A 23,529-nucleotide genomic window follows, 5' to 3' on the forward strand; every position below is an offset into this window, starting at 1 on the left:
ACCGCCCGCGCCCGCTTTAACCCCCTATAATACCTGCGATGAGCCAACCCAATCTGATTATTCTTGTCCTGTTCTACTCGCGTCACGGCGCCACGCGCAAATTGGCGGAGCTGATCGCCCAGGGCATCGAGAGCGTACCGGGCTGCGATGCGCGCCTGCGCACCGTGCCCGCCGTCTCCACCGTCACCGAAGCCACGGCGCCCGAGGTGCCGCTTGACGGCGCGCCGTACGTGGAACTTGACGACCTGGCCGAATGCGCCGGCATCGCCGTCGGTTCGCCCACCCGCTTCGGCAATATGGCCGCGTCGATGAAGTATTTTTGGGATGGCACGTCGAGCCAGTGGCTGTCCGGCGCGCTGGCGGGCAAGCCGGCCTGCGTGTTCACGTCCACCGGCAGCCTGCACGGCGGCCAGGAATCCACGCTGCTCACCATGATGGTGCCGCTGTTCCACCACGGCCTGATGGTGCTGGGCCTGCCCTACACCAACCCGGAACTGATGACCACCGCCAGCGGCGGCACGCCGTACGGCGCCAGCCACTGGGCCGGTCTCGATGGCGCCCGTCCGATCACCGACGACGAAAAGCGCCTGGCCATCGCCCAGGGCCGGCGCCTGGCCGAAACAGCCGTCAAGCTCGCAACCCGCTAGAGGACGACTCCATGCACACCACCTTGCACAAGTATTTTCATTGGGGCGCCGTCGGCAGCCTGGGCCTGCTGATCGTGTGGTGCGTGTTGTGGGAGATGGTGATCGCACCGCTGAAACCGGGCGGTTCGTGGCTGGTCCTCAAGGCCGCGCCGCTGCTGCTGCCTTTGTACGGCGTGTGGAAGCGTGACATCTACACCTTGCAGTGGACGTCGATGATGATACTGCTGTACTTCACCGAGGGCATCGTGCGCGGCTGGAGCGACGCCGACCGCGACTCGGCCTGGCTGGGCTGGGGCGAGGCGATCATCGTCTGCGTGTATTTCGCCTGCGCGCTGCTGTATCTGCGCCCGTATAAACGGGCGGCGAAAAAACTGGCCAAGGAACTGCTCGACAAAGTAAAGGTCACCACGGTCAAATGACGGAGACACTTAGCGCTTTCCTCGACCAGTGCCGCGCCATCGTTGGCGCGGATTACGTCCTCGACCTCGACGCCGACAAGGCCGCGTTCCTCACCGACCAGCGCGGACGCTACACGGGCCGGGCACTGGCCGTGCTGCGGCCCGCCACGGTGGCCGAAGTTGCGGCCCTGGTGCGCGTCTGCGCGCAGTGGCGCGTGCCGATCGTGCCGCAGGGTGGCAACACCGGACTGGTGCTGGGCAGCGTGCCCGACGCCGAAGGCGGCGCCGTGGTGCTGTCGCTGGCGCGCATGAATGCCGTGCGCCAGGTCGATGCCGTCAACCGCACCATGACCGTCGATGCCGGCTGCATCCTGCAACACGCGCAGGAAGCGGCCGCCGCGCAAGGCTGTTTGTTCCCGCTGTCGCTGGCGGCCGAAGGCACATGCACCATCGGCGGCAACCTGGCCACCAACGCGGGCGGCACCGCCGTGCTCCGTTATGGCAATACGCGCGACCTGTGCCTGGGCCTGGAAGTGGTCACGCCGCAGGGAGAGATATGGAACGGCTTGCGCGGGCTGCGCAAGGACAACACCGGCTACGATCTGCGCGACCTGTTCATCGGCGCCGAGGGCACGCTGGGCGTGATCACCGGCGCGGTACTGAAGCTGTACCCGCAGCCGAAAGCCGCGATTACCGCGCTGGCCGCGCTGCCCTCGCCGGTCCACGCGCTGCGGCTGCTGAACCTGATGCAGGATCACTGCGGTGCGAGCCTGACCGGCTTCGAGCTGATGTCGCAGTATTGCCTGGCGCTGGTGGCGCGCGAATTCCCGCAACTGCCGCAGCCTTTCAAAACGCCGCATGCCCAGTACGTGCTGCTGGAACTCTCGAGCAGCGAGTCCGAAGCCCATGCCGTGGGCCTGCTGGAACGGGCCATCGGCGCGGCGTTGGACGGCAACGTGATCGACGACGCCGTGGTGGCCACGTCGATGGCCCAATCGACCGGCCTGTGGCAATTGCGCGAGCATATCCCGCTGGCGCAGGCCAAGGCCGGCAAGAACATCAAGCACGACATCTCGCTGCCGGTCTCGCGCATCGCCGACTTTATCGCCGCCACCGGGCCGAAGCTCGAGGCCGCCTTCCCCGGCTGCCAGCTGGTGTGCTTCGGCCACCTCGGCGACGGCAACCTGCACTACAACGTGGCGCCGCCCGACGGTGTGTCCAACGACGAATTCCTGCACAAACAGGACGAGGTCAACCGCGTGGTGTATGACAGCGTGGAAGTTTTTGGCGGCTCGATTTCGGCAGAGCACGGCATCGGTGTGCTGAAAAGAGACGAGCTCGTGCACCATAAATCGGCGGTGGAGCTGAACATGATGCGGGCCATCAAAGGTGCGCTGGACCCGCTCGGTATCATGAATCCCGGGAAAATTTTGTGAACGGGACAGCCATGCAACCTCATCTTTACGGGCCGGTCAGCGTGATGACCACGGCCCTGTTATGCGCGACCACCCTGCATACGGTGCATGCGCAAGACATCCACAAATGCGTTATCGACGGCAAGGTCAGCTACGGCGACACGCCCTGCCCTGCCACGGCCACCTCGGCCAGCACCCTTGCCCGGCCGGCGGCACCGCGAGTCGATCCAGCAGCCGCAGCCAGCCTGGCCCGGGCCCGCAAGGAAGCAGCGGCGCTGGAAAAGACCCGCGTAGCGCGCGAGGAGCGCGAAGCAAAGCTCGACGCCAGGGCCGCGCAGGTCGCCGCCACGCACGAGCGCAAATGCGGCAAGCTGCGCCTCAATCGCCAGTGGGCCGATGATGACGCGCGCCGCGCCACGGCCGCCACGGTCGATGCCGCCCGCCTCAAGGCCCGCCGCGCCGCCGAACTGCTGGCCCTGGAGTGCAACCGCTGATGACGGTGCTGGCGCCGGGACGGTTGGGAAGCTGGCTGCTGCTGGGCGAATGGCGTGCGCACCCGGTGCGCACGCTGGTGGCGGTGGCGGCAATTGCCATCGGCATCGCGCTTGGCTTTGCCATCCACCTGATCAACGCTGCCGCCTTCAACGAATTTTCGTCGGCCATCAAGGGCCTGTCCGGCGTGGCCGATGTGCAGGTACGCGGCACCGAGCCCACTTTCGATGAAGCGGTCTACCCGGTGCTCGCCGCCCTGCCGGAAGTGGCGGTCGCCTCGCCCATCCTGGAAGTGGAAGCCTCGATTCCGGGCCAACGCAGCGCGCTCAAGATCATCGGCATCGACGTGTTCCGCGCCGGCTTCATCTCGCCCGACCTGGTGGGCGCCCCCTCGGAAGAACACTTGCAGGACACCCTCGCCGACGACGCGATTTTTCTGTCGCCAGCCGCGCAGCAGTGGCTCTCGGCAAAGCCAGACCAGCCGTTGCCCTTCCAGCTTGGCGTGGGCACGGTGGCGCTGCGCTACGCGGGCGCCCTGCAAAGCGCGCGCGCCGGCCAGCGCCTGGGCGTGATGGACATCGGCGCGGCGCAGTGGCGCTTCGACCGGCTGGGCAAGCTGTCGCGCGTGGACCTCAAGCTGCGCGCCGGCGTCAACCGCGACGTATTCAAAACCCGGCTGCAGCAGCGCCTGCACAGCGACTACCCGGGCCGTTTCCTGGTCAACCAGCCCAACGACGAAGACCAGAGCAGCCGCAACGAGGGCATGAGTCGCGCCTACCGCGTCAACCTGACGGTATTGGCGCTGGTCGCGCTGTTTACCGGCGCCTTCCTGGTATTTTCCACCCAGGCGCTGTCGGTGATCCGGCGCCGCAGCCAGTTTGCGCTGCTGCGCGTGCTGGGCATGGAGCGGCGCCAGTTGCTGCGCCAGATCCTGCTCGAAGGCCTGTGCCTGGGCGTGCTGGGTTCCGCCCTCGGCATCGCTGCCGGTTACGCGCTGGCGGCCACTGCCCTGCACTTCATGGGCGCCGACCTGGGCGCCGGCTTCTTTTCCGGCGTGCGTCCGACCGTGCATTTCACCCCGGTGGCCGCTGGCGTGTACTTTGCGCTGGGCGTCGTTGTCGCGCTGCTGGGTTGCGCCGCGCCGGCCTGGGATGCGGCACGCGCCAAGCCGGCCGTGGCGCTCAAGTCCGGCACCGAGGAAGCAGCAATCTCACGTTTGGCCACCGTGTGGCCGCCGCTGGCCGGCATTGCGGTGGCGGCGCTGCTGTCGCAGGCGCCGCCCGTGTTCGAGCTGCCCATCTTCGGCTACCTGTCGATCGCACTGCTGCTGGTGAGCGTGATCGCGCTGATGCCACGCCTGGCCGCCGGCGTGTTTCGCGCCGCGCACCGGCGCTGGAGCGCGGTCGTCGCCAGCCGGCCGGGCGCCTCGCCCGTGCTCACACTCACGCTGGCGCGGCTGGCCAATGCGTCGAGCCAGGCTGGCATTGCGCTCGGCGGCGTGCTGTCTAGCTTTAGCCTGATGGTGGCGATGGCGATCATGGTGTCGAGCTTCCGGGTGTCGCTCGACGACTGGATGCGCCACATCCTGCCGGCCGATATCTACGTGAGCACCGTCAGCGGTGGCACCACGGCCGGGCTGCGGCCGGCCGAACAGCAGGCCATCGCGGCGCTGCCCGGCGTCGATGGCACCGATTTCCTGCGCGTGCAGGCCATCGCGCTGGCGGCCGACCGGCCCGCCGTGGCGCTGATTGCGCGCGACGTCGATGCGAATGCCCCCGGCAAGGTGCTGGCGATGGTCGGAGATATCCGTCCGCCAGTGTCAGGCGAACCGCCGCCGGTGTGGATTTCGGAAGCAATAGTCGATTTGTACGGCATGCAGGTGGGCGCCCGCATCGAACTGCCGCTGGCAGGCCGCCAGCAGCCGTTCACGGTGGCCGGCGTGTGGCGCGACTATGCGCGGCCCACCGGCTCGATCCAGATGCGTTTGGCTGACTACCGCGCCATCACCGGCGACCGGGACGCCAGCAGCGTGGCGCTGTGGCTGGCGCCAGGCACCAGCCACGCCGGCGTGGAACGGGCCTTGAAGGCGCTGCCGTTCGCCGCCACCCTCGACATCAGCACCCCGTCGGATATCCGCGACATGTCGATGAAGATTTTCGACCGCAGCTTCGCCATCACTTATTTGTTGGAAGCGATCGCCATCGTCATCGGCCTGTTTGGCGTGGCCGCTAATTTTTCGGCGCAGACACTGGCGCGCGCCAAGGAGTTCGGCATGCTGCGCCACGTGGGCGTGACGCGGCGCCAGATCCTGGCCATCCTGGCCATCGAAGGCGGGTCGCTCACCGCGCTCGGCATCGCCACCGGTTTCGTGCTGGGCTGGGTGATCAGCCTGATCCTGGTTTTCGTGGTCAATCCGCAGTCGTTCCACTGGACCATGCAGCTGCACCTGCCGTGGGGCTTGCTGGCTGCCGTCGCTGCGCTGCTGCTGTCGGCTGCCGCGTTGACGGCGCTGCTGGCGGGCCGGCAATCGCTGTCCGGTGGTCCGATCCGCGCCGTCAGGGAGGACTGGTGATGCCGCTCGTACGATTGTTGTTGGCCATGGTGGCGCTGCTGTGGGCTGGTACTGTTCCCGCATGGGCCGCCGCGCCAAAGTTCGCGACCGTCACCCCGCTGGCGCCCGGCACGGCATTGCAATTCCCGCGTGATTATGGCGCCCACCCCGACTACAAGACCGAATGGTGGTACGTGACCGGCTGGGTCGAGACCGCGGACGGCAAGTCGCTCGGCTACCAGGTCACGTTCTTCCGCAGCGCCAGCGACCATGACCGCGCCAACCCCAGCCAGTTCGCACCCAAGCAGCTGATCATCGGCCACGCGGCGCTGTCCGACACCGGCAACGGCAAGCTGCTGCACGACCAGCGCAGCGCCCGCGAGGGCCTGGGCCTGGCCTGGGCCAAGGTCGGCGACACCGACATCAAGCTCGAAGACTGGCGCATGGCGCGCCAGCCTGATGGCAGCTACGCGGTCCACGTCGAGGCTTCCGGTTTTACTTTGCAGCTCAAGCTGGCGCCGTCGCAGCCGGTACTGGTGCAAGGCGTGGGCGGCTTTTCGCGCAAGGGACCGCGCCCCGCCCAGGCCAGCTACTATTACAGCGAACCGCAGCTCACCACCACCGGAACCATCACCCGCGCCGGCAAGGCGATGGCGGTCAAGGGCGCCTCGTGGCTGGACCACGAATGGTCGTCGCAGGTGCTCGATGCCGAGGCGGCGGGCTGGGAATGGATCGGCGCCAATCTCGACGACGGGGGCGCCCTGATGGCTTTCCAGATCCGCAGCAAGACAGGTGGTAAACTATGGGCCCACGCGACATGGCGCGACGCTTCCGGTAAGATCACGCAGTTCGCGCCGGAACAGGTGGATTTCACACCGCAGCGGCGCTGGCGTTCGCCACGTACCAAGGCAGAATATCCGGTGGCCTTGCGGTTGACCACCGGCGCCACCATCTGGCAGGTGGAACCGCTACAGGACGACCAGGAACTCGACTCGCGCCGCTCGACTGGCGCCGTGTACTGGGAAGGCGCGGTGCTGCTTCGCCGCGACGGCCGGCGCGTCGGCCGCGCGTACCTCGAACTGACGGGCTATGTCCGCCCCATGAAATTGTAGTAGTTGGAATAACCAGATAAGCCACACGATGACCAATAGCACCACCGCCAGCACTGGCAACAGCAAGCCCGCCCCCGCGCAGTCCACCGCGCCTTCCACCGCGCGCATCGCCGAAAAAGGCAGCATTGCCACCCTGCGCGGCCTGCTGCCGTTCCTGGCGCCGTACAAGCGGCAGTTCGTCATGGCCGGCCTGGCGCTGCTGGTCGCTGCCGCCGCCACACTGGCCATTCCCGCCGCCTTCAAGCAGATGATCGACCTCGGTTTCGGCAGCGCCGCCAGCGTGCCGGGCGCAGTCGGTGAGAAGAGCATCAAGCACGTGGACCTGGTGTTCCTGGCGCTGTTTGGCCTGGCCACCGTGCTGGCGCTGGCCACGGCCGCGCGCTTTTACACCGTGTCGTGGCTCGGCGAGCGCGTCACCACCGATATCCGCGACGCCGTCTACAGCCACGTGGTCAAGCAAAGCCCCGAGTTTTTCGAAACCACGCAAACCGGCGAAGTCCTCTCGCGCATCACCACCGACACCACGCTGATCCAGGCCGTGGTGGGCACCAGCATCTCGATGGCGCTGCGTAACTCGCTGCTGTTCATCGGCGGCCTGGTGATGCTGTTCGTGACCAGTCCCAAGCTCTCGGCCATCATCATCGGCCTGCTGGTACTCACCGTCCTGCCGATCATCATTTTCGGCCGCCGCGTGCGCAAGCTTTCGCGCGATTCGCAAGACCGCGTGGCCGACGCCTCCGCCATGGCCGGCGAGATCCTCAACGCCATGCCCACGGTGCAGGCCTTTACCCACGAAAAGATCGAATCGAACCGCTTCAGCGCATCGGTGGAAGGCGCCTTCCAGACCGCCATGCGCCGCATCCGCGCGCGCGCCATGCTGACCATGATCGCCATCGTGCTGGTGTTCGGCGCCATCGTGTTCGTGCTGTGGCTCGGCGCCCACGCGGTGATCAACGGCGAAATGACGGGCGGCGATCTGGGCCAGTTCATCCTGTACGCGTCGATCGTGGCTGGCGCCATCGGCGCGCTGTCGGAAGTGATGGGCGAAGCGCAACGCGCAGCCGGCGCCACCGAGCGCCTGCTGGAACTGATGGCGGTCAAGTCGGCCATCGAGGCGCCCGTCAAACCGCTGGCGCTGCCGCCGCGCGCGGCCAACGGCGCATCGCTGAGCCTCGAGGACGTGACCTTCCTGTATCCGTCGCGACCCGAGTCGGCAGCGTTGACCAGCCTCTCGCTCGACATCCAGCCCGGTGAAACCGTGGCCGTGGTCGGCCCGTCGGGCGCCGGCAAGACCACGCTGTTCCAGCTGTTCCTGCGCTTTTACGATCCGCAGCACGGCGCCATCAAGCTCGATGGCGTGGACATCCGCCAGCTCGATCTGCACACGCTGCGCGGCGCCATCGGCATCGTGCCGCAAGACACGGTGATCTTCTCGGCCAACGCCATGGAAAATATCCGTTACGGCCGCGCCGACGCCACCGACGACGAAGTGATCGCCGCCGCCCGCATGGCTGCCGCCCACGAATTTATCGAACGCCTGCCGCAGGGCTACCAGTCATTCCTGGGCGAGCGCGGCGTGCGCCTCTCCGGCGGCCAGCGCCAGCGCATCGCGATTGCCCGCGCGCTGCTGAAAAACCCGCCGCTGCTGCTGCTCGACGAAGCCACCAGCGCGCTGGATGCGGAGTCGGAACGCCTGGTGCAAAGCGCGCTCGAAGCGGCCATGATCGGCCGCACCACGGTAATCATCGCCCACCGCCTGGCTACCGTGCAGCGCGCCGACCGCATCATCGTCATGGAAGACGGCAAAATCGTCGAAACCGGCACCCATGCCTCGCTGGTGGCGCTGGGCGGCATCTACGCCAACCTGGCGGCGCTGCAATTTCACAACGTTCACACGGTCCACTGATCCGGTATCATGCGGGGATTGCCCGATCTCGAAGGGGAACCCCTTGAACGACACGGAACTGCGCCAGACCTGCCACACCCTGCTGCCCGGCCACCGCCAACCGACGCCGGCGCAGCTGTTCGCCGCCATGTCCGAGTGGTGCAATGCCAATGACGTCACCCATGATATTTACGGCTGCGGACCGCTGATCCAGGAGTTCGAAGCGAAAGTAGCGCGCCTGTTGGGCTTCGAGTCGGCGCTGTTCTGCATCACCGGCACCATGGCGCAGGCGACCGCGCTGCGCCTGGCTTGCATGGAACGCGGCAGCCGGCTGGTGGCGCTGCACCCCACTGCCCACATCCTCAGGCACGAACGCGGCAATCACCAGTTGTTCGACCACTTCCAGGCGCTGCAGATCGGTGACCCGCACCGGCCATGGTCGGTGGAGGACCTGCAAGGCGTACCCGACAAGCTGGGCGCGGCGTTGCTGGAATTGCCGATGCGCGAAATCGGCGGCCAGTGCCCGGCATGGGATGAACTGGCCGCCATCAAGGATTACTGCCGTGATCAAGGCATCCACCTGCACATGGATGGCGCCCGGCTGTGGGAGACGGCAGCCGCCTACGGCCGAGACGTGGCGCAGATTGCCGCCGGTTTCAACACCGTCTATGTGTCGCTGTACAAGGGCATCGGCGGCATGGCCGGCGCCATGCTGGCGGGCGATGCCGCCTTCATCGACCGCGCCCGCGAGTGGTTCCGTCGCCAGGGTGGCAATGTCTATCAACGCACGCCGTACGTGGTGGCCGCCGCCATGCAGTTCGACGCCCGCCTGGCCGCCATGCCCGACTACTTCCGTCGCACCGAATGGCTGTACCAGCAGTTGCGCAAGTACCCACTGCTGGTACCGAATCCGGCGCGCCCGCACGCCAATATGCTGCACCTGCATTTGCCGGTGGCGCGCGACCATGCACTCGACATCCGCAACCGCATCGCCGGCCAGCACGGCGTGTGGCTGTTCAACGGCGCCCAGCATGCGGCGCTGCCCGGGCGCTGTTATGTGGAGCTGTACGTGGGCGACAACCTGCTGTACCTGCCGGACGCGCGGGTGCACGAGATCCTTGCCCTGTGGTCCCAAGCCCTGGCCGATCAATAACGTGGCTTCCGATCTTTATTCGCGTAATGGGGCCTGACCGGCTACACTGCGCGCTGTTGAACGATATCACTGCACATACCATGACTTTCCAAGCACTGGGCCTGATCGCCCCCCTCCTGCAAACGCTGGACACCCTGGGCTACAAGCAGCCGACGCCGGTCCAGAAGCAGGCGATTCCCGCCGTGCTGGCGGGCCGCGACCTGATGGCCGCCGCCCAAACCGGCACCGGCAAGACCGCCGGCTTCGCCCTGCCCATCCTGCAACGCCTGACCCTGGAAGGCGAAAATGCGCCCACGGCCGTGCGCTGCCTGGTGCTGGCGCCTACCCGCGAACTGGCCGAACAGGTGTTCGAGAGCTTCCGCAGCTACGGCGGCAACCTGCCGCTGCGCGCCGCTGTCGCCTACGGCGGCGTGCCGATCGAGCCGCAGATCGCCAAGCTGCGCAAGGGGCTCGATGTGCTGGTGGCCACGCCCGGCCGCCTGATCGACTTGCTCGACCAGGGTGCGGTGAGCTTCAAGCAGCTGCAAACGCTGGTGCTCGACGAAGCGGACCGCATGCTGGACCTGGGGTTCGAGCGCGACCTCGATATCCTGCTCGCTGCCCTGCCGAAACAGCGCCAGACCTTGCTGTTTTCCGCCACGTTCTCGGACGAGATCCGCAAGCTGACCAAGGGCCTGCTCAAGGACCCGGTCACCGTGCAGGTCGAGGCCAGCAACTCGATCACCAAGTCGGTACGTCAATGGCTGATCCCGACCGACAAGCGCAGGAAGCCGGAATTGCTGCTGCACCTGCTGGCCAAATTCGGCTGGCGCCAGGTGCTGGTGTTCGTCAAAACCCGCAAGGGCGCCGAGCTGTTGGTCAAAACCCTGCACGACCACGGCGTCACGGCCGATACCATCCACGGCGACAAGACCCAGCCGGCGCGCCTCAAGGCACTGGCCCGTTTTAAAAAGGCCGAAGTGCAGCTGCTGGTGGCCACCGATGTCGCCGCGCGCGGTCTCGATATCGAGGCGCTGCCGCAAGTGGTCAATTTCGACCTGCCCTCGGTGGCGGAAGACTACATCCACCGCATCGGCCGCACCGGCCGTGCCGGACTGGAAGGCGAAGCGATTTCGCTGGTGTGCGCCGATGAAGCGGACATGTTGAAAGCCATCGAAACCATGACACGCCAGGTGATCGCGCGCTTCGAGGAGCCGGGCTTCGAGGCCGACCACCGGGTGCCGGAAACCGCGCCTGCCGCAGCGGCGGCAGCGGCGGCTAAAAAAGCTGCTGCGGCGCCGCCGGGCAAGAAGAAGCGGCCGTTTACGGGGCCGGCGGGTGGCAAGCAGGCGGCGCGTGCGCCTTCAGCAGCTCCTTCGCCTGCGGCTGGTCGCAACGGCAAGGCAGCGGCATCGGCTGGCGGCGCCAAAGGGGTTGCCGGCGGTGGCAAGCCAGCGGCGCGCGCGCCGTCCGGCCCGGCCGCTGGTGGCAGCAAGCCTGGGTCCCGGTCGCCGGCCAAGGCGGCTGCGCCACAAGGCGCCATCGTGGTCACCGGAGGGCGCGGCGCCAAATCGCTGGCGCGCGCTGCCGGCAAGGTCATGGCGCAGGCAGGAAGCCGCAAGCCCAAGGCTGGCCCACGCTAAGCTTCGACGTTGGAGGTGCGGTCCTGCTAAAATACCCGCCTTCGGGTATTCCCGATCCCCGGGATGGCACCGACAAAGCGTGCTTCCGCACCACGTTGGAGATTCAAATGAAGCAATACCTGGACCTGATCCAAACCATCCTCGACACCGGCAGCTGGCAGGACAACCGCACCGGCATCCGCACGCTCAGCGTCCCCGGCGCCATGATGCGCTTCGACCTGCGCGAGGGTTTTCCGGCCGTGACCACCAAGCGGCTGGCGTTCAAGTCCGTGATCGGCGAGCTGTGCGCCTTCATGCGCGCTTCGCGCAACGCGGCCGAGTTCCGCGCGCTGGGCTGCAAGGTCTGGGATCAGAATGCCAACGAAAACCAGCAGTGGCTCGATAATCCGTACCGCCTCGGTGAAGACGACCTCGGTCCCGTGTATGGCGTGCAGTGGCGCCAGTGGCCCGGCTTCAAGCTGCTGGACGTGGAGCAGCACGCGCAAATCGCCGACGCCCAGAAGAACGGCTTCCGCCTGATCTCGCAATTCGAAGACAACGGCGCGACCAAGGTGCTGCTGCATAAGTCGATCGACCAACTGCGCGAATGCCTCGACACCATCATCAACAACCCGGGCAGCCGCCGCATCCTGTTCCACGGCTGGAACCCGGCGGTGCTCGATTCGGTCGCCCTGCCCGCGTGCCATTTGCTGTACCAGTTCATCCCGAATCCGACCACGCGCGAGCTGTCGATGTGCCTGTACGTGCGCTCGAACGACCTGGGACTGGGTACGCCGTTCAACCTGGCCGAGGGCGCCGCGCTGATGCACCTGGTGGGCCGCCTCACCGGCTACACGCCGCGCTGGTTCAGCTACTTCATCGGCGATGCGCACATCTACGAGAACCACATGGACATGGTCAAGGAGCAGCTCACCCGCACGCCGTTCGCGGCGCCGCAGCTGCGCATCTCGGACCGCGTGCCGGACTTCGCCAGCACCGGCAAGTACGAGCCGGAATGGCTGGAAAAAATCGAACCATCCGACTTCTCGCTCGAAGGCTACCAACACCACGCGCCGCTCACCGCGCCCATGGCGGTATGACGGACCGGAAAAATCGTCTCGACCTGATCCCAGGTACGCTGTGCGACGAGCGCATGTGGTCGCGCGTGGCGCCGCTGCTGGGCGGTTTCGACCTGAATCACGTGCCGCTGCACAAGGCACGCACGCGCGAGCAGATGCGCGAACTGATCGCCGCGCACAGCGCCCCAAAAACCAACCTGGTGGGATTTTCGCTGGGCGCCTACCTGGCCGTGGAATACGCGGTGGCGCACCCGGAGCGCATCGGGACGCTGGTCCTGATCGCCAACTCCTGCAAGGGTTTGCTGCCGACGGAAGCGCAAGCGCGCAAGCGCATTGTCGCCATGCTGGAAAAGAATGCCTATTCGGGCATGACGCGCCAGCGCCTGCGCGAGCTGCTGCATCCCGCTCACATGGCCGACGAGTCGATCACCGGCGTGATCCAGCAAATGGCCGTGGACCTGGGTAAAGAGGTGCTGCTGGCGCAGTTCACCACCACCATCGACCGCGTCGATTACATGGACCGGCTGCACGAGTTGCCGTTCCCGGTGCTGATTGTGGGCGCCGACGGCGACCAGCTGGTACCTGCAGCCGATCTGCGCGACATGGCCTCACGCCTGCCCGCTGCGCGGCTGGAGATGATTGCGCAAGACACAGGGCACATGATTCCGCTGGAAGCGCCCGAGCCGCTGGCAGACCTGCTGAACGCGTTCTACCGCTGAACGACTGCACCATGAAAAAAGCCTGCGATCACCGCAGGCTTTTTTTTTCGGGCCTGATTACATCAGGCCTTCTTGGCCAGGCTCAGCAAATCCACGACCTTCAACCCCGCCACATCCTTGGTCACATCGCCGACAAACGCCGCGCGGCTAGGTTCGCCGTTCTTGAGCCAGGTGCGCACCGCAGTGCGGATCTGGTCCATGCTGCACGTGAGCACCTCGGTGCGGAAGCGCTGGCGCAGGGCCTGGTCGATGCCACGGCGTTTCAGGCCCCAGGCGTGCAGCACCTGGTCGTACGGCGAGTTGGGCTTGTCCATGCCCTTGATCACGCAGATGATCGCCTCTTCCAGCATCTCCTGCGAGAACTCGCCGGTGAGCAGGTCGTCGATGGCGGTATCGAAGTCGGCATAGGTTTCGCCCAGGCGCGGATCGCGATACGACGCCATCAGGAAAGTGCCGGTGCCGCCGTTGTAGCCGGCGTTGCCGCCGTAGGCACCACCTTTTTCGCGCAGCGCCACGTGCAGCAGCTGGTTGGTCATCAGTTCGGCGGCAACTGCCAACGCTGCGGCGCCATCTTCCTGCATCATCGGGGCGCGGTACGACACCACGCAGTGGTTGATCTGGCTGACCGCGTGCAGGCCGGCGTTTTCCAGCGCGATGGCTTCCAGCTTGGGCGCCACGGCGGGTACGGCCGCTTGCGAGGCCGGCAACTTGAGCAGGCGGCCCAGCGCTTCACCGTCATTACCGGCGCCGGCAGCGAGCACGGTCGGAGTGATGGCGATCACGCGCTGGTGCAGTGCATTCAGGCGACCGGCGATGTGCGCAAGGCCTTCCGGCGTTTTGCTCAGTTCCAGCAGCTCGCCCTGGAACGCCAGGCTGGCGGCGCCGCTGACGATATCCTCGAAGCGGCGCAGCACCGACAATGGCGCAGCGGCAGTGAGCATGGCGTAGCGGTTACCCGACTGCGCCAGGCCGTTCAGGCGGTCCTGCACCTGGCTGTCGATCAGGAACGCCAGGCGCTCATGCTCGTCGAAGCGCGCTTCGGCCAGGCTGCGCGAGACCAGTTGCGCGATGTTCGCGTGTTCTTCGCGCAGGCCGCTGGCGGAGAACCACAGTTCCATGCTCAGGTGGCCGCCCGGGTGCTGGGTGGCGTCGAAATTGAGGTCGTACGAAGGGGCCATGCGCTGGCGCCAGGCATCGGCGTCTTCGTAGTCCATGTCGCCCACGCCCAGTTGCGTGACCAGGTCCACCCACAGGCGCAGCCACGGCCAGTCTTCGACCGCGAAGCCGGAAACGTCATAGCTGACGCGCAGATACGACAGACCATTGGAGGCAATCGCGAACGGCAGCACGATGGCGTCGCCGGCGTCGGCCAATGGCGACGGCAGCGGCAACGCAGCGCGCGGCTCGGCGCTGACGTCGCTTGGGCGGATACGCGGCAGCACGTCGGAGTTCGACGGCAGCTGCTGGTGCGCTTCGAGTTGGGCCGATTCCTGCTCGATGCGGGCACGCTCCGCGTCGGTCAGGGCGCGCGTACGCTCTTCCAGGCGGGCTTCCTCGACCGCGTCGCGCTTCTTGAAGTAGTCGGCGTCCGGCACCACGCGGGTGATCAGGCGGGTAGGATTGTCGAGCAGCTTGCGCACCAGGCCCTTGAAGTAAGCCGGATCCGCGATTGCCTGTTCCAGCTTGACCAGGTGCTCTTCGTTGTCGAAGGCGAGGAACACGTCGCCGTCGCGCATCGAGATCGGCAGCGCGTTCAGCAGGCGCGACAGCGCGTTGGGCATGCGGCCCGATGCGGTATCGCGCTGGCTGTAGCGCACGTCGCGCAAGGCCGCCTGCAACGATTCGGTCGGCACGCCCTCTTCCGCGGCGCGCTCCAGCGCGGCCCAGATGCGGGCGCGCGCTTCTTCGATCTGCGGTTCGGTCAGGCCTTCCATGCCGAGGTGGAAAATCATCTGGCGCGGACCGTTGTCCTGGCCATTGAGCGCGGACGGACGACCGAAGCCGGCCGATTCCATGGCCTTCATGACCGGCGACGACGAGTCGCCCAACAGGCCGGAAGACAGCAGGTAGGTATTGAAGAACACATCGATGTCGGACGATTCGCCCATCAGCCACGTGAGCTGCACACCGTGCTCGTCGGGCTTGGCGGTTTGCGACGGGATGCGCACTTCGTTCGATTTCGGCTCAGTCCAGGCGGCGGCCAGTTCGGGCAGCATGCGCGGCGCGGTCGATGCCGGCAGCTTGGACAGCACTTTTTCCTCGATCTGCTGCTGCACTTCCACCGCGCTGATATCGCCGGCGGTCATGAACACGGCTTGCGACGGGTGGTAATGGCTGGCGTGGAAGTCCTTGAGCATCTGGTGCGTCAGTTCCGGGATCACCAACGGATCGCCGCCCGATTCGACTTCGTACGTGGTGCCGGCCAGCAGCGTGTGCTCGATGCCGCTGTACAGCGCGCGGATCGGATCGTTGAAGGCGCCCTTCATTTCGTTGAACACCACGCCCTGGTAACCGAGCTTGCCGTCCTTGAGAACGTAGCGCCAGCCTTCCTGCAGGAAGTTCAGGTAGTCGAGGTTGGGGAAGAACGTGGCGTCGAGGTACACGTCGAGCAGGTTGTAGAAATCCTTGCTGTCGGTGCTCGAGAACGGATAGACGGTGCGGTCGGCGTAGGTGAACGCGTTCATGAACGTGGCCGTGGACCGGCGCATCATCGAGAAGAAGGGGTCGCGCACCGGGTAGCGCTGCGAGCCGCACAGCGACAGGTGCTCCAGAATGTGGGCACGGCCGTCGCTGACATCGGGCACGGTGGGGAACGCCACGAGAAACACCTTTTCAGCCTGGTCGCTGGCGAGGTGAATGTGGCGCGCACCGGTGCGCGGTGAAATGTATTCTTCTACGGTGGCTTGCAGCGCGGGGATCACGCGGCTGCCGATTTTTTCAAAAGTCGTCGTCATAGGCACTCGGTTGGGCTTTTCGTTAGGCTAAAAAAGCCGGATTTCAGAGGGTGGTACGTATCACACAGTGTAACGCAGATCGGCAATCTCGTCGGACAAGGCGTACGACCGGGTGCAGCTGCCTCGCTGTCGAATGGCCGCACCCGCCGATTTCCGCGATAATGTCGGCTATTCCATCCCAGAACCGGTATTTTCATGCGTAACCTGACCATCATCGTCGCCACCGACCAGCAACGCGGCATCGGCATCAACAACACCCTGCCCTGGAAGCTGCCGGAAGACCTGGCGCATTTCAAGCGCCTCACCACCGGCCATCCGATCATCATGGGCCGCAAGACGTTCGAATCGATCGGCCGCCCGCTGCCCAACCGCCGCAATGTCGTCGTCACCCGCAACGCGGACTGGCGCCACGACGGCGCCGAGACGGTCGCCTCGCTCGAGGAGGCAGTAGCGTTATTGGATGGCACAGACGGCTATGTCATCGGCGGCGCCGAGATTTACGCCCAGTCGATGGCGCTGGCTACCACCCTGGTCGTCACCGAAATCGGCCAGACCTTCGCTTGCGACGCCTTTTTCCCGGAAATCGACGCCGCCGCCTGGCAGGAAACCGCCCGCGAAAGCCATGTTGCGGCCGCATCCGGCCTGCCCTACGCGTTTGTCACGTACAGCCGGCGCGGATAAATGCCGCTTGTACCGCATAATGTAACAATGCGGTCACACCGGTGCGGCATTCTGCCCGGGTTTGGCCGTATTTAGATATGATATTTTTTCCCCGCAGCGGCTGCATTTCTGCGAGAATCCCGTTCTTATTTTTTTCGGCGACGCTGTACTACAGTGGTCGCGCCCAGGGCCGCCCCTTATACAAAGAGTTGGGCGGCTTGCTTTTTTGGAGACATGCATGAAATTTCGTTTCCCCATCGTCATCATCGACGAGGATTTCCGTTCCGAGAACACGTCCGGTTTAGGCATTCGTGCCCTGGCCGATGCGATGGAAAAAGAAGGCATGGAAGTGGTGGGCGTGACCAGCTACGGCGACCTGTCCCAGTTCGCCCAGCAGCAGTCGCGCGCGTCGGCCTTCGTGCTGTCGATCGACGACGAGGAATTCGGCGCCGGCTCGTTCGAGGAAACCGACGTGGCGCTCAAATCGCTGCGCGCGTTCGTCGAAGAGATCCGCCATAAAAACGCCGACATCCCGATCTACCTGTACGGCGAAACCCGCACTTCGCGCCACATCCCCAACGATATTCTGCGCGAACTGCACGGCTTCATCCACATGTTCGAGGACACGCCGGAATTCGTGGCGCGCCACATCATCCGCGAAGCCAAGTCCTACCTCGACGGCCTGGCGCCGCCGTTCTTCCGCGCGCTGGTGGAATACGCCAACGACGGTTCGTACTCGTGGCACTGCCCCGGCCACTCGGGCGGCGTGGCGTTCCTGAAATCGCCGATCGGCCAGATGTTCCACCAGTTTTTTGGCGAGAACATGCTGCGCGCCGACGTCTGCAACGCCGTCGAAGAACTGGGCCAGCTGCTCGACCACACCGGTCCGGTGGCCAAGTCCGAGCGCAATGCCGCGCGCATCTTCAACGCCGACCACTGCTATTTCGTGACCAACGGCACCTCCACGTCAAACAAGATGGTATGGCACTCCACTGTGGCGCCGGGCGACATCGTGGTCGTCGACCGTAACTGCCACAAGTCGATTCTGCACTCGATCATCATGTGCGGCGCGATCCCCGTGTTCCTGATGCCTACCCGGAATCACCTGGGCATCATCGGCCCGATCCCGCTGGCCGAATTCTCGATGGAGAGCATCCGCCGCAAGATCGAAGCCAACCCGTTCGCGCGCGAAGCCGTCAACAAGAAGCCGCGCATCCTGACCATCACGCAATCGACCTACGACGGCGTGGTGTACAACGTTGAAACGCTGCGCGAGCTGCTCGACGGCCAGATCGACACCCTGCACTTCGACGAAGCCTGGCTGCCGCACGCCACCTTCCACGATTTTTACAAGGACATGCACGCGATCGGCAAGGACCGTCCGCGCGCGAAAGAGTCGATGATCTTCTCGACCCAATCGACCCACAAGCTGCTCGCCGGCCTGTCGCAGGCCTCGCAAGTGCTGGTGCGTGAATCGGAGTCGGTCAAGCTCGACCGCGACGCCTTCAACGAGGCGTACCTGATGCACACGTCCACGTCGCCGCAGTACTCGATCATCGCTTCGTGCGACGTCGCAGCTGCCATGATGGAAGCGCCGGGCGGCACCGCACTGGTGGAAGAATCGATCCTCGAAGCGCTGGATTTCCGCCGCGCCATGAAGAAGATCGACGCCGAGTGGGGCAAAGACTGGTGGTTCAAGGTATGGGGCCCACAGGAATTTGCCGAAGAAGGCATCGGCTCGCGCGAAGACTGGGTGATCAAGGCGGAAGACGACTGGCACGGCTTCGGCGACCTGGCGCCCAACTTCAACATGCTCGACCCGATCAAGGCCACCATCGTCAACCCGGGCCTGTCGCTCGACGGCCAGTTTGCCGACAGCGGCATTCCGGCATCGATCGTCACCAAGTACCTGGCCGAACACGGCGTGATCATCGAGAAGTGCGGCCTGTACTCGTTCTTCATCATGTTCACCATCGGCATCACCAAGGGCCGCTGGAACACGCTGCTGACGGCGCTGCAGCAGTTCAAGGACGACTACGACAAGAACCAGCCTATGTGGCGCATCCTGCCCGAGTTCGCGGCGGCCAACCCGACCTACGAGTCGATGGGCCTGCGCGACCTGTGCCAGCAGATCCACGACTTCTATAAAGCCTACGACGTGGCGCGCCTCACCACCGAGATGTACTTGTCGGACATGATCCCGGCCATGAAACCGTCGGACGCGTTTGCCAAGATGGCGCACCGCGAAATCGAGCGCGTGGCGATCGAAGACCTGGAAGGCCGCATCACGTCGATCCTGTTGACGCCTTACCCACCGGGCATTCCGCTGTTGATCCCGGGCGAGCGTTTCAACAAGACCATCGTCGATTACCTGCGCTTCGCGCGTGACTTCAACGAGCGCTTCCCCGGCTTCGAAACCGACGTGCACGGCCTGGTGAAACGCGAAGTGGACGGCAAGCGCGGTTACTTCGTCGATTGCGTGAAACAGTGATGTAGCAGGCAGTGTTTACTGCCTCACACTGCACGAGAGAGAGCGGCTTCGGCCGCTCTTTTTTTATGCTAAATTGGTTCTACGGACATGTTGTCCGAACGCCCCTGTCGTTCGCAGGCCAAGAGAGATAAACGTATGCGCCTGATCATTGCACTGCTGCTGCCGTGGCTCACCTTTTTCACCATCGGTCGTCCGATGGCTGGCATCATTTGCCTGATCCTGCAAGTCACGGTCATCGGCTGGCTGCCCGCCGCGATCTGGGCTGTGTACGCGCTGAGCCAGTACAAGACCGACCAGAAAATCCGCAACGCCATGGGCGGACGGTAAACAATAAAGGCAGCCTCGGCTGCCTTTATCGTGCTGCTGAAGTTCAGTCGTCGTCAGGCCGATACACCCACCGTCAGCGTCGCCACGTAGCCATCGGTGACATCGCCGGTGATGGTCACCGTTTGCAGCGTTGCGCCGTCGCTGAACACATTGTCCGTCGCCAGGCTGATCGCCGCCATATTGCGCACGCTGGCGCTGTAGCCGGTGGTGGCGTAAACGGCATTGCTGGGCGCATCCGGGAACGCGAACTGCGATGTCTTGAGGCGGTTCGAGGCACTGGTAGCGGAAGCCAGCGTGCGGTACACCTCGAAGTGCACGTGCGGCACCCGGCCTGAGTAGCAACCCGGATAAATCGACGTAAAACTCACATTGCCACTGCTGTCACTCACCTGCACACCGCGCAGGTAATTTTGCGTGGTCACGCCGCTCGAGTACAGCGAGTAGTTACCATCGCGGTCGCAGTGCCACAGGTACACGGCAAAGCCTTCCAGCGTGGCGCAACTGCCGTTTACATTGACGATCTGCAGCTTGATGGTCAGCGGGATACCGGCCGCCGTGCCGGTGGCGCCATTGAAGCTGCTGCGAATATCGCTGCGCACCACGCCCGACTGCGTGAGCACGTTGACTACGCCGCTGGCGTTGCTGTTGGTACCGTCGGCCGGATACGGACCGCCGGTTTCTTCCGGAATCACCGAGCACGAACCGGTCGGCGTGGTAGTGGTCACGGGCGTGGTGGTGGTGCCGGTTGCCGGCGTAGTGGTGGTCGTGCCGGTCGAGGTGTCCCCATCCGAACCACCGCCGCAACCGAGGATCGGCAGCGCCGACGCGCCGGCCAGCAGCCAGCGCAAGGTCTGGCGGCGGTCGCTGTTCAGGTTGAGCATGGCGGCCAGGTCGGCGGCCAGGCTGTGGTCGTGGTGGCTATCGTGGCTATCGTGGTTATGCATGAGGCTTGCTCCCTGTTTTTCGTTTAATGTGCTCTGCTGAAGGTGGCTCGCTGCGACGGCTGCGCGATCAGGGACGCTGGCGGCGTGGCCGGTCGTCGGGGCGTTCCTGGTCTTGTTGCTTGCGCTGCTCGGGCGTGAGCACGGCCAGCAATTTCTGTCGGGTACGCACGTGCTGCAATTCGATGTTGGCGCTGGCCGTGGCCGCCGCCTGGGCCAGTGCGGCAGCCTTGGCGTCGTCGTACTTGTCAGTCTCGGCCAAGGCACGCAGCGCTTCGTGGGCCTTGCCGGCCGCCTTGGCCTGCTCGCGCAGGTACGGTTTTTCGGCGTGCAGGATGGCGAAGATCCTGTCTTCCTGGGCCTCGGTCAGTTCGACGCCACGGAACAGCGGCGCCTGCGGGCCGAAGCCTGGGCCGGGGCCAGGTCCGAAGCTGAAACCCGCGCCTGGCGGCGGGCCCATCGAACCACGGCCGCCGGCGCCGCCGTCGGGACCATCAGGACCGCCACCGTGGCCGCCGCCCCGCCCTTCTTCCATGGCGGGCCGATGGTCGGCACTCATATCGGCCGAGCGCACGGCGCTGGTGACGGACAACAATAGCAGCGCGACAGCAGCAGCCAGCAGGAGGTGGTTCAAACGGTGCGTGGAGTTTTTCATGCGTTCATCCATGGTTGCTAAGCGAACCAGTATTTTCCGGTCGCCCCGGTTTAAGTGCCGTAAAGCTCCGGTAAAACAAGGTAAAGATGTTGTTTTGATAGCCCATTTCCGCAAAGTAACGCGTTGTAAAACCGGGTAAAACGGCGCTGGCACGCCGAAGGCGCTGTTATGATGGGCGATCCCCATAGAAAGAATCGCTGCACATGAAGAGCAAAGTACTGCTGATAGACGACGACATCGAACTGGTCGGTATGTTCAAGGAATACCTGGAACAGGAAGGTTTCGACGTCAAGGCCGTGCACGATGGCGAGGCCGGCACCATCGAGGCGAGTACCGGTGCCTATGCGATCGCCATTCTCGATGTCATGATGCCGCGCATGAACGGCCTGGAAACTCTGCGCCGCATCCGCACCAACAGCCAGTTGCCGATCCTGATGCTGACCGGCCGCGGCGACGACACCGACCGCATCGTGGGCCTGGAGCTGGGCGCCGACGATTACGTCGCCAAGCCGTGCACCCCACGCGAACTGACTGCGCGCATCCGCGCCATCCTGCGCCGCGCCCACAGCGTGCCGGCCGATAGCGGCAACGCCTCGGCCATCGTGGTGGGCCAGCTGACCATGTGGCCGGAACAGCGGCGCGCCACCTGGGCCGGCGGCAAGCTGGAGCTGACCAGCACCGAATTCAACCTGCTCGAAGTGCTGGCCCGCAACGCCGGCCGCCCGGTCAGCAAGAACACCCTGTCGGAACAGGGCCTGGGCCGCCCGCTGGCGCGCTTCGACCGCAACATCGACGTTCACCTCTCGAGCCTGCGCCACAAGCTCGGCACCATCGCCGACGGCCGCTCGTGCCTGCAAACCGTGTACCGCCTGGGCTATCAGCTGATCAAGGAGTAAGCCTGTGGGCCGTTTGTTCTGGAAGTTCTTCGTGTGCATCCTGCTGGCGCAACTGGCGGCCACCGTGGGCATCGGCGGCGCGGTGTGGCTCAAGAACCGCAACCAGCAGGCCGAGCAAACCGACATTGACACCAGCCCGCCGGCGGAGATGGCAATCAATTCCGCTGCCGCCACGCTCGAGTTTGGCGGCGCCAACGCCCTCAAGCGCATGCTGGAAAACATGGACCGCCGCCGCGTGTACGCCGTCAACGATGCCGGTCGTGAGCTGCTGGGGCGCATCGTCAGCGACGCCATGCTGCGCGAATCGCGCGCCCTGCTGCGCGACGAAGAGCGCCGCCGCGTGGTGCGCCATGTCTATGATCCGCAAGGCAACCGCTACCTGCTGTTCCTGCCGTCGTCGGAACGGATGCGCGGCTACGACAAGGAGCGCTCGCTGCTTGGTATTAACGACCGCGACGTGCGCATGTTCATGAACCGCGAGGGCATGCCCGGTGGCCAGCCGCCGCCACGCTGGGAGCAGCCGGGGCAACCGAACCGGACCGGTCAAGGCGGACCAGGAGGCCAGATGAATCCGGGTGGAGCGCCTAGCGCCGAGCTGCGCGGGCCGCCCGGCGGCGACATGCGCGGACCGATGGGCCCGCGCTTCCAGCCGCTCACGCCGTGGGTGCCGCTGGTGGCGGCCGTGCTGGCCAGCCTGCTGTTCTCGTTCCTGCTGGCCTGGTATTTTTCGCGTCCGATCCAGGCGCTACGCCAGGCGTTCGACGCTGCCGCCGGCGGCGATCTGTCGCCGCGCTTTGTCAATGCCACCGGCAAGCGCGGTACCGAACTCAACGACCTGGGCCGCGACTTCGACCGCATGACCGCGCGCCTGCGCAGCCTGATCGACGGCCAGACCCGCCTGCTGCACGACGTCTCGCACGAACTGCGCTCGCCGCTGGCGCGCCTGCAGGCGGCGATCGGCCTGGCCCACCAGCAGCCCGACAAGATGGCAGCGTCGATGGAGCGAGTCGAGCGCGAAAGCGTACGCATGGACAAGCTGGTCGGTGAGCTGCTCACGCTGGCCCGCCTGGAAGCGGGCGCCATCAAGGCCAGCCAGGAAGAAATCAGCATGGCCGACCTGATCGACCAGATTGCCGATGACGCCCGCTTCGAAGCGACCAGCCAGCAGCGCAGCGTCACGCAGCACGGCGAAGCCGACGTGATCGTGATCGGCCAGACCGACCTGCTGGGCCGTGCCATCGAAAACGTGGTGCGCAACGCCATCAAGCACAGCCCCGAGGGTGGCGAGGTGCAACTGCAAGTGCAGACACTGCCCGGTGCGCAACGCCTGTCGATACGCGTGCTGGACCGTGGCCCCGGCGTGGCGCCAGCCGACCTGGACACCATCTTCCAACCGTTCTTCCGTTCCAGCAACGCCAGCACCGAAGGCCACGGCCTGGGCCTGGCCATTGCCCAGCACGTGATCGAAGCGCATGGCGGTGTCATCCGTGCCAGCAATCGCGAAGGTGGCGGGCTGTGCGTGGAGATCATCTTGCCGGTCAAGCCGATTTGAG

The 23,529-nt window shown here is 65.3% G+C and carries 19 protein-coding genes; 16 read left to right on the top strand and 3 right to left on the bottom strand.

Features of this window, described 5'->3' with window-relative positions; translation table 11 throughout:
- Positions 1 to 38 precede the first annotated feature (38 nt).
- From wrbA to F8197_RS12020, 11 genes are all read left to right on the top strand, one after another.
- Entirely contained in the window at positions 39 to 647 is a 609-nt protein-coding gene (gene wrbA / locus F8197_RS11970; protein WP_152882085.1) for an NAD(P)H:quinone oxidoreductase, read from the top strand.
- A gap of 11 nt (positions 648 to 658) precedes the next feature.
- A complete protein-coding gene (locus F8197_RS11975; protein WP_056148152.1) occupies positions 659 to 1,066 on the top strand; it encodes a DUF2069 domain-containing protein in 408 nt (135 codons plus the stop codon).
- Positions 1,063 to 2,481, top strand: a complete 1,419-nt coding sequence (locus F8197_RS11980) for an FAD-binding oxidoreductase (RefSeq protein WP_152882086.1) — start codon at positions 1,063 to 1,065, stop codon at positions 2,479 to 2,481. The genes F8197_RS11975 and F8197_RS11980 overlap by 4 nt, the downstream gene beginning before the upstream one ends.
- A gap of 11 nt (positions 2,482 to 2,492) precedes the next feature.
- Positions 2,493 to 2,954, top strand: coding sequence for a DUF4124 domain-containing protein (locus tag F8197_RS11985; RefSeq protein ID WP_152882087.1), 462 nt, complete (start codon positions 2,493 to 2,495; stop codon positions 2,952 to 2,954).
- Positions 2,954 to 5,524 carry an FtsX-like permease family protein gene (locus F8197_RS11990; RefSeq protein WP_152882837.1) on the top strand — a complete coding sequence of 857 codons (2,571 nt, stop codon included), beginning with the start codon at positions 2,954 to 2,956 and terminating at the stop codon, positions 5,522 to 5,524. Before F8197_RS11985 ends, F8197_RS11990 begins: the two co-directional genes overlap by 1 nt.
- Positions 5,524 to 6,615 carry a lipocalin-like domain-containing protein gene (locus F8197_RS11995; RefSeq protein ID WP_152882088.1) on the top strand — a complete coding sequence of 364 codons (1,092 nt, stop codon included), beginning with the start codon at positions 5,524 to 5,526 and terminating at the stop codon, positions 6,613 to 6,615. The genes F8197_RS11990 and F8197_RS11995 overlap by 1 nt, the downstream gene beginning before the upstream one ends.
- Positions 6,616 to 6,643: 28 nt before the next feature.
- Complete coding sequence (locus tag F8197_RS12000) at positions 6,644 to 8,521, top strand: ABC transporter transmembrane domain-containing protein (protein ID WP_152882089.1); 1,878 nt, start codon at positions 6,644 to 6,646, stop codon at positions 8,519 to 8,521.
- Between the two features lie 43 nt (positions 8,522 to 8,564).
- On the top strand, positions 8,565 to 9,653 hold the full coding sequence (locus F8197_RS12005; RefSeq protein WP_152882090.1) for a low specificity L-threonine aldolase: 1,089 nt from the start codon (positions 8,565 to 8,567) through the stop codon (positions 9,651 to 9,653).
- An 80-nt stretch (positions 9,654 to 9,733) separates the two neighbouring features.
- Positions 9,734 to 11,275 carry a DEAD/DEAH box helicase gene (locus F8197_RS12010; RefSeq protein WP_152882091.1) on the top strand — a complete coding sequence of 514 codons (1,542 nt, stop codon included), beginning with the start codon at positions 9,734 to 9,736 and terminating at the stop codon, positions 11,273 to 11,275.
- 107 nt (positions 11,276 to 11,382) lie between these two features.
- Complete coding sequence (locus F8197_RS12015; RefSeq protein ID WP_152882092.1) at positions 11,383 to 12,354, top strand: thymidylate synthase; 972 nt, start codon at positions 11,383 to 11,385, stop codon at positions 12,352 to 12,354.
- Entirely contained in the window at positions 12,351 to 13,052 is a 702-nt protein-coding gene (locus tag F8197_RS12020; RefSeq protein ID WP_152882093.1) for an alpha/beta fold hydrolase, read from the top strand. The genes F8197_RS12015 and F8197_RS12020 overlap by 4 nt, the downstream gene beginning before the upstream one ends.
- A 62-nt stretch (positions 13,053 to 13,114) precedes the next feature.
- On the opposite strand, the gene F8197_RS12025 is transcribed toward F8197_RS12020, so the two are convergent.
- The gene (locus F8197_RS12025; RefSeq protein ID WP_152882094.1) at positions 13,115 to 16,006 is read right to left on the bottom strand and encodes an insulinase family protein; all 2,892 of its coding nucleotides are present in this window, start codon (positions 16,004 to 16,006) and stop codon (positions 13,115 to 13,117) included.
- Between the two features lie 195 nt (positions 16,007 to 16,201).
- Between F8197_RS12025 and F8197_RS12030 the strand changes: the two genes are divergently transcribed.
- From F8197_RS12030 to F8197_RS12040, 3 genes are all read left to right on the top strand, one after another.
- Positions 16,202 to 16,687 (top strand): dihydrofolate reductase, encoded by a 486-nt coding sequence (locus F8197_RS12030; protein ID WP_152882095.1) that lies wholly within the window; start codon positions 16,202 to 16,204, stop codon positions 16,685 to 16,687.
- A 217-nt stretch (positions 16,688 to 16,904) separates the two neighbouring features.
- Complete coding sequence (locus F8197_RS12035; protein WP_019920801.1) at positions 16,905 to 19,157, top strand: arginine/lysine/ornithine decarboxylase; 2,253 nt, start codon at positions 16,905 to 16,907, stop codon at positions 19,155 to 19,157.
- A gap of 135 nt (positions 19,158 to 19,292) precedes the next feature.
- Positions 19,293 to 19,484, top strand: coding sequence for a YqaE/Pmp3 family membrane protein (locus F8197_RS12040; RefSeq protein WP_019920800.1), 192 nt, complete (start codon positions 19,293 to 19,295; stop codon positions 19,482 to 19,484).
- A 53-nt stretch (positions 19,485 to 19,537) separates the two neighbouring features.
- On the opposite strand, the gene F8197_RS12045 is transcribed toward F8197_RS12040, so the two are convergent.
- Positions 19,538 to 20,428, bottom strand: a complete 891-nt coding sequence (locus F8197_RS12045; RefSeq protein WP_152882096.1) for an intradiol ring-cleavage dioxygenase — start codon at positions 20,426 to 20,428, stop codon at positions 19,538 to 19,540.
- 67 nt (positions 20,429 to 20,495) lie between these two features.
- On the bottom strand, positions 20,496 to 21,080 hold the full coding sequence (locus tag F8197_RS12050) for a Spy/CpxP family protein refolding chaperone (protein WP_152882097.1): 585 nt from the start codon (positions 21,078 to 21,080) through the stop codon (positions 20,496 to 20,498).
- A 203-nt stretch (positions 21,081 to 21,283) separates the two neighbouring features.
- On the opposite strand from F8197_RS12050, the gene F8197_RS12055 reads away from it, so the two are divergent.
- The gene (locus F8197_RS12055; protein WP_019920796.1) at positions 21,284 to 21,976 is read left to right on the top strand and encodes a response regulator transcription factor; all 693 of its coding nucleotides are present in this window, start codon (positions 21,284 to 21,286) and stop codon (positions 21,974 to 21,976) included.
- Between the two features lie 4 nt (positions 21,977 to 21,980).
- Positions 21,981 to 23,528, top strand: coding sequence for a sensor histidine kinase (locus F8197_RS12060; RefSeq protein ID WP_373996852.1), 1,548 nt, complete (start codon positions 21,981 to 21,983; stop codon positions 23,526 to 23,528).
- Position 23,529: the final 1 nt, after the last annotated feature.

It is taken from the genome of Duganella sp. FT27W (assembly GCF_009295655.1).
GTDB classification, from domain to species: domain Bacteria; phylum Pseudomonadota; class Gammaproteobacteria; order Burkholderiales; family Burkholderiaceae_D; genus Rugamonas; species Rugamonas zoogloeoides.

What these genes read in the sequence shown, in the direction of transcription:
- wrbA (WP_152882085.1), top strand. Translation starts at nt 39, where the DNA reads ATGAGCCAACCCAATCTGATTATTCTTGTCCTGTTCTACTCGCGTCAC.
- F8197_RS11975 (WP_056148152.1), top strand. Translation starts at nt 659, where the DNA reads ATGCACACCACCTTGCACAAGTATTTTCATTGGGGCGCCGTCGGCAGC.
- F8197_RS11980 (WP_152882086.1), top strand. Translation starts at nt 1,063, where the DNA reads ATGACGGAGACACTTAGCGCTTTCCTCGACCAGTGCCGCGCCATCGTT.
- F8197_RS11985 (WP_152882087.1), top strand. Translation starts at nt 2,493, where the DNA reads ATGCAACCTCATCTTTACGGGCCGGTCAGCGTGATGACCACGGCCCTG.
- F8197_RS11990 (WP_152882837.1), top strand. Translation starts at nt 2,954, where the DNA reads ATGACGGTGCTGGCGCCGGGACGGTTGGGAAGCTGGCTGCTGCTGGGC.
- F8197_RS11995 (WP_152882088.1), top strand. Translation starts at nt 5,524, where the DNA reads ATGCCGCTCGTACGATTGTTGTTGGCCATGGTGGCGCTGCTGTGGGCT.
- F8197_RS12000 (WP_152882089.1), top strand. Translation starts at nt 6,644, where the DNA reads ATGACCAATAGCACCACCGCCAGCACTGGCAACAGCAAGCCCGCCCCC.
- F8197_RS12010 (WP_152882091.1), top strand. Translation starts at nt 9,734, where the DNA reads ATGACTTTCCAAGCACTGGGCCTGATCGCCCCCCTCCTGCAAACGCTG.
- F8197_RS12015 (WP_152882092.1), top strand. Translation starts at nt 11,383, where the DNA reads ATGAAGCAATACCTGGACCTGATCCAAACCATCCTCGACACCGGCAGC.
- F8197_RS12020 (WP_152882093.1), top strand. Translation starts at nt 12,351, where the DNA reads ATGACGGACCGGAAAAATCGTCTCGACCTGATCCCAGGTACGCTGTGC.
- F8197_RS12025 (WP_152882094.1), bottom strand. Translation starts at nt 16,006, where the DNA reads ATGACGACGACTTTTGAAAAAATCGGCAGCCGCGTGATCCCCGCGCTG.
- F8197_RS12030 (WP_152882095.1), top strand. Translation starts at nt 16,202, where the DNA reads ATGCGTAACCTGACCATCATCGTCGCCACCGACCAGCAACGCGGCATC.
- F8197_RS12035 (WP_019920801.1), top strand. Translation starts at nt 16,905, where the DNA reads ATGAAATTTCGTTTCCCCATCGTCATCATCGACGAGGATTTCCGTTCC.
- F8197_RS12040 (WP_019920800.1), top strand. Translation starts at nt 19,293, where the DNA reads ATGCGCCTGATCATTGCACTGCTGCTGCCGTGGCTCACCTTTTTCACC.
- F8197_RS12045 (WP_152882096.1), bottom strand. Translation starts at nt 20,428, where the DNA reads ATGCATAACCACGATAGCCACGATAGCCACCACGACCACAGCCTGGCC.
- F8197_RS12050 (WP_152882097.1), bottom strand. Translation starts at nt 21,080, where the DNA reads ATGAAAAACTCCACGCACCGTTTGAACCACCTCCTGCTGGCTGCTGCT.
- F8197_RS12055 (WP_019920796.1), top strand. Translation starts at nt 21,284, where the DNA reads ATGAAGAGCAAAGTACTGCTGATAGACGACGACATCGAACTGGTCGGT.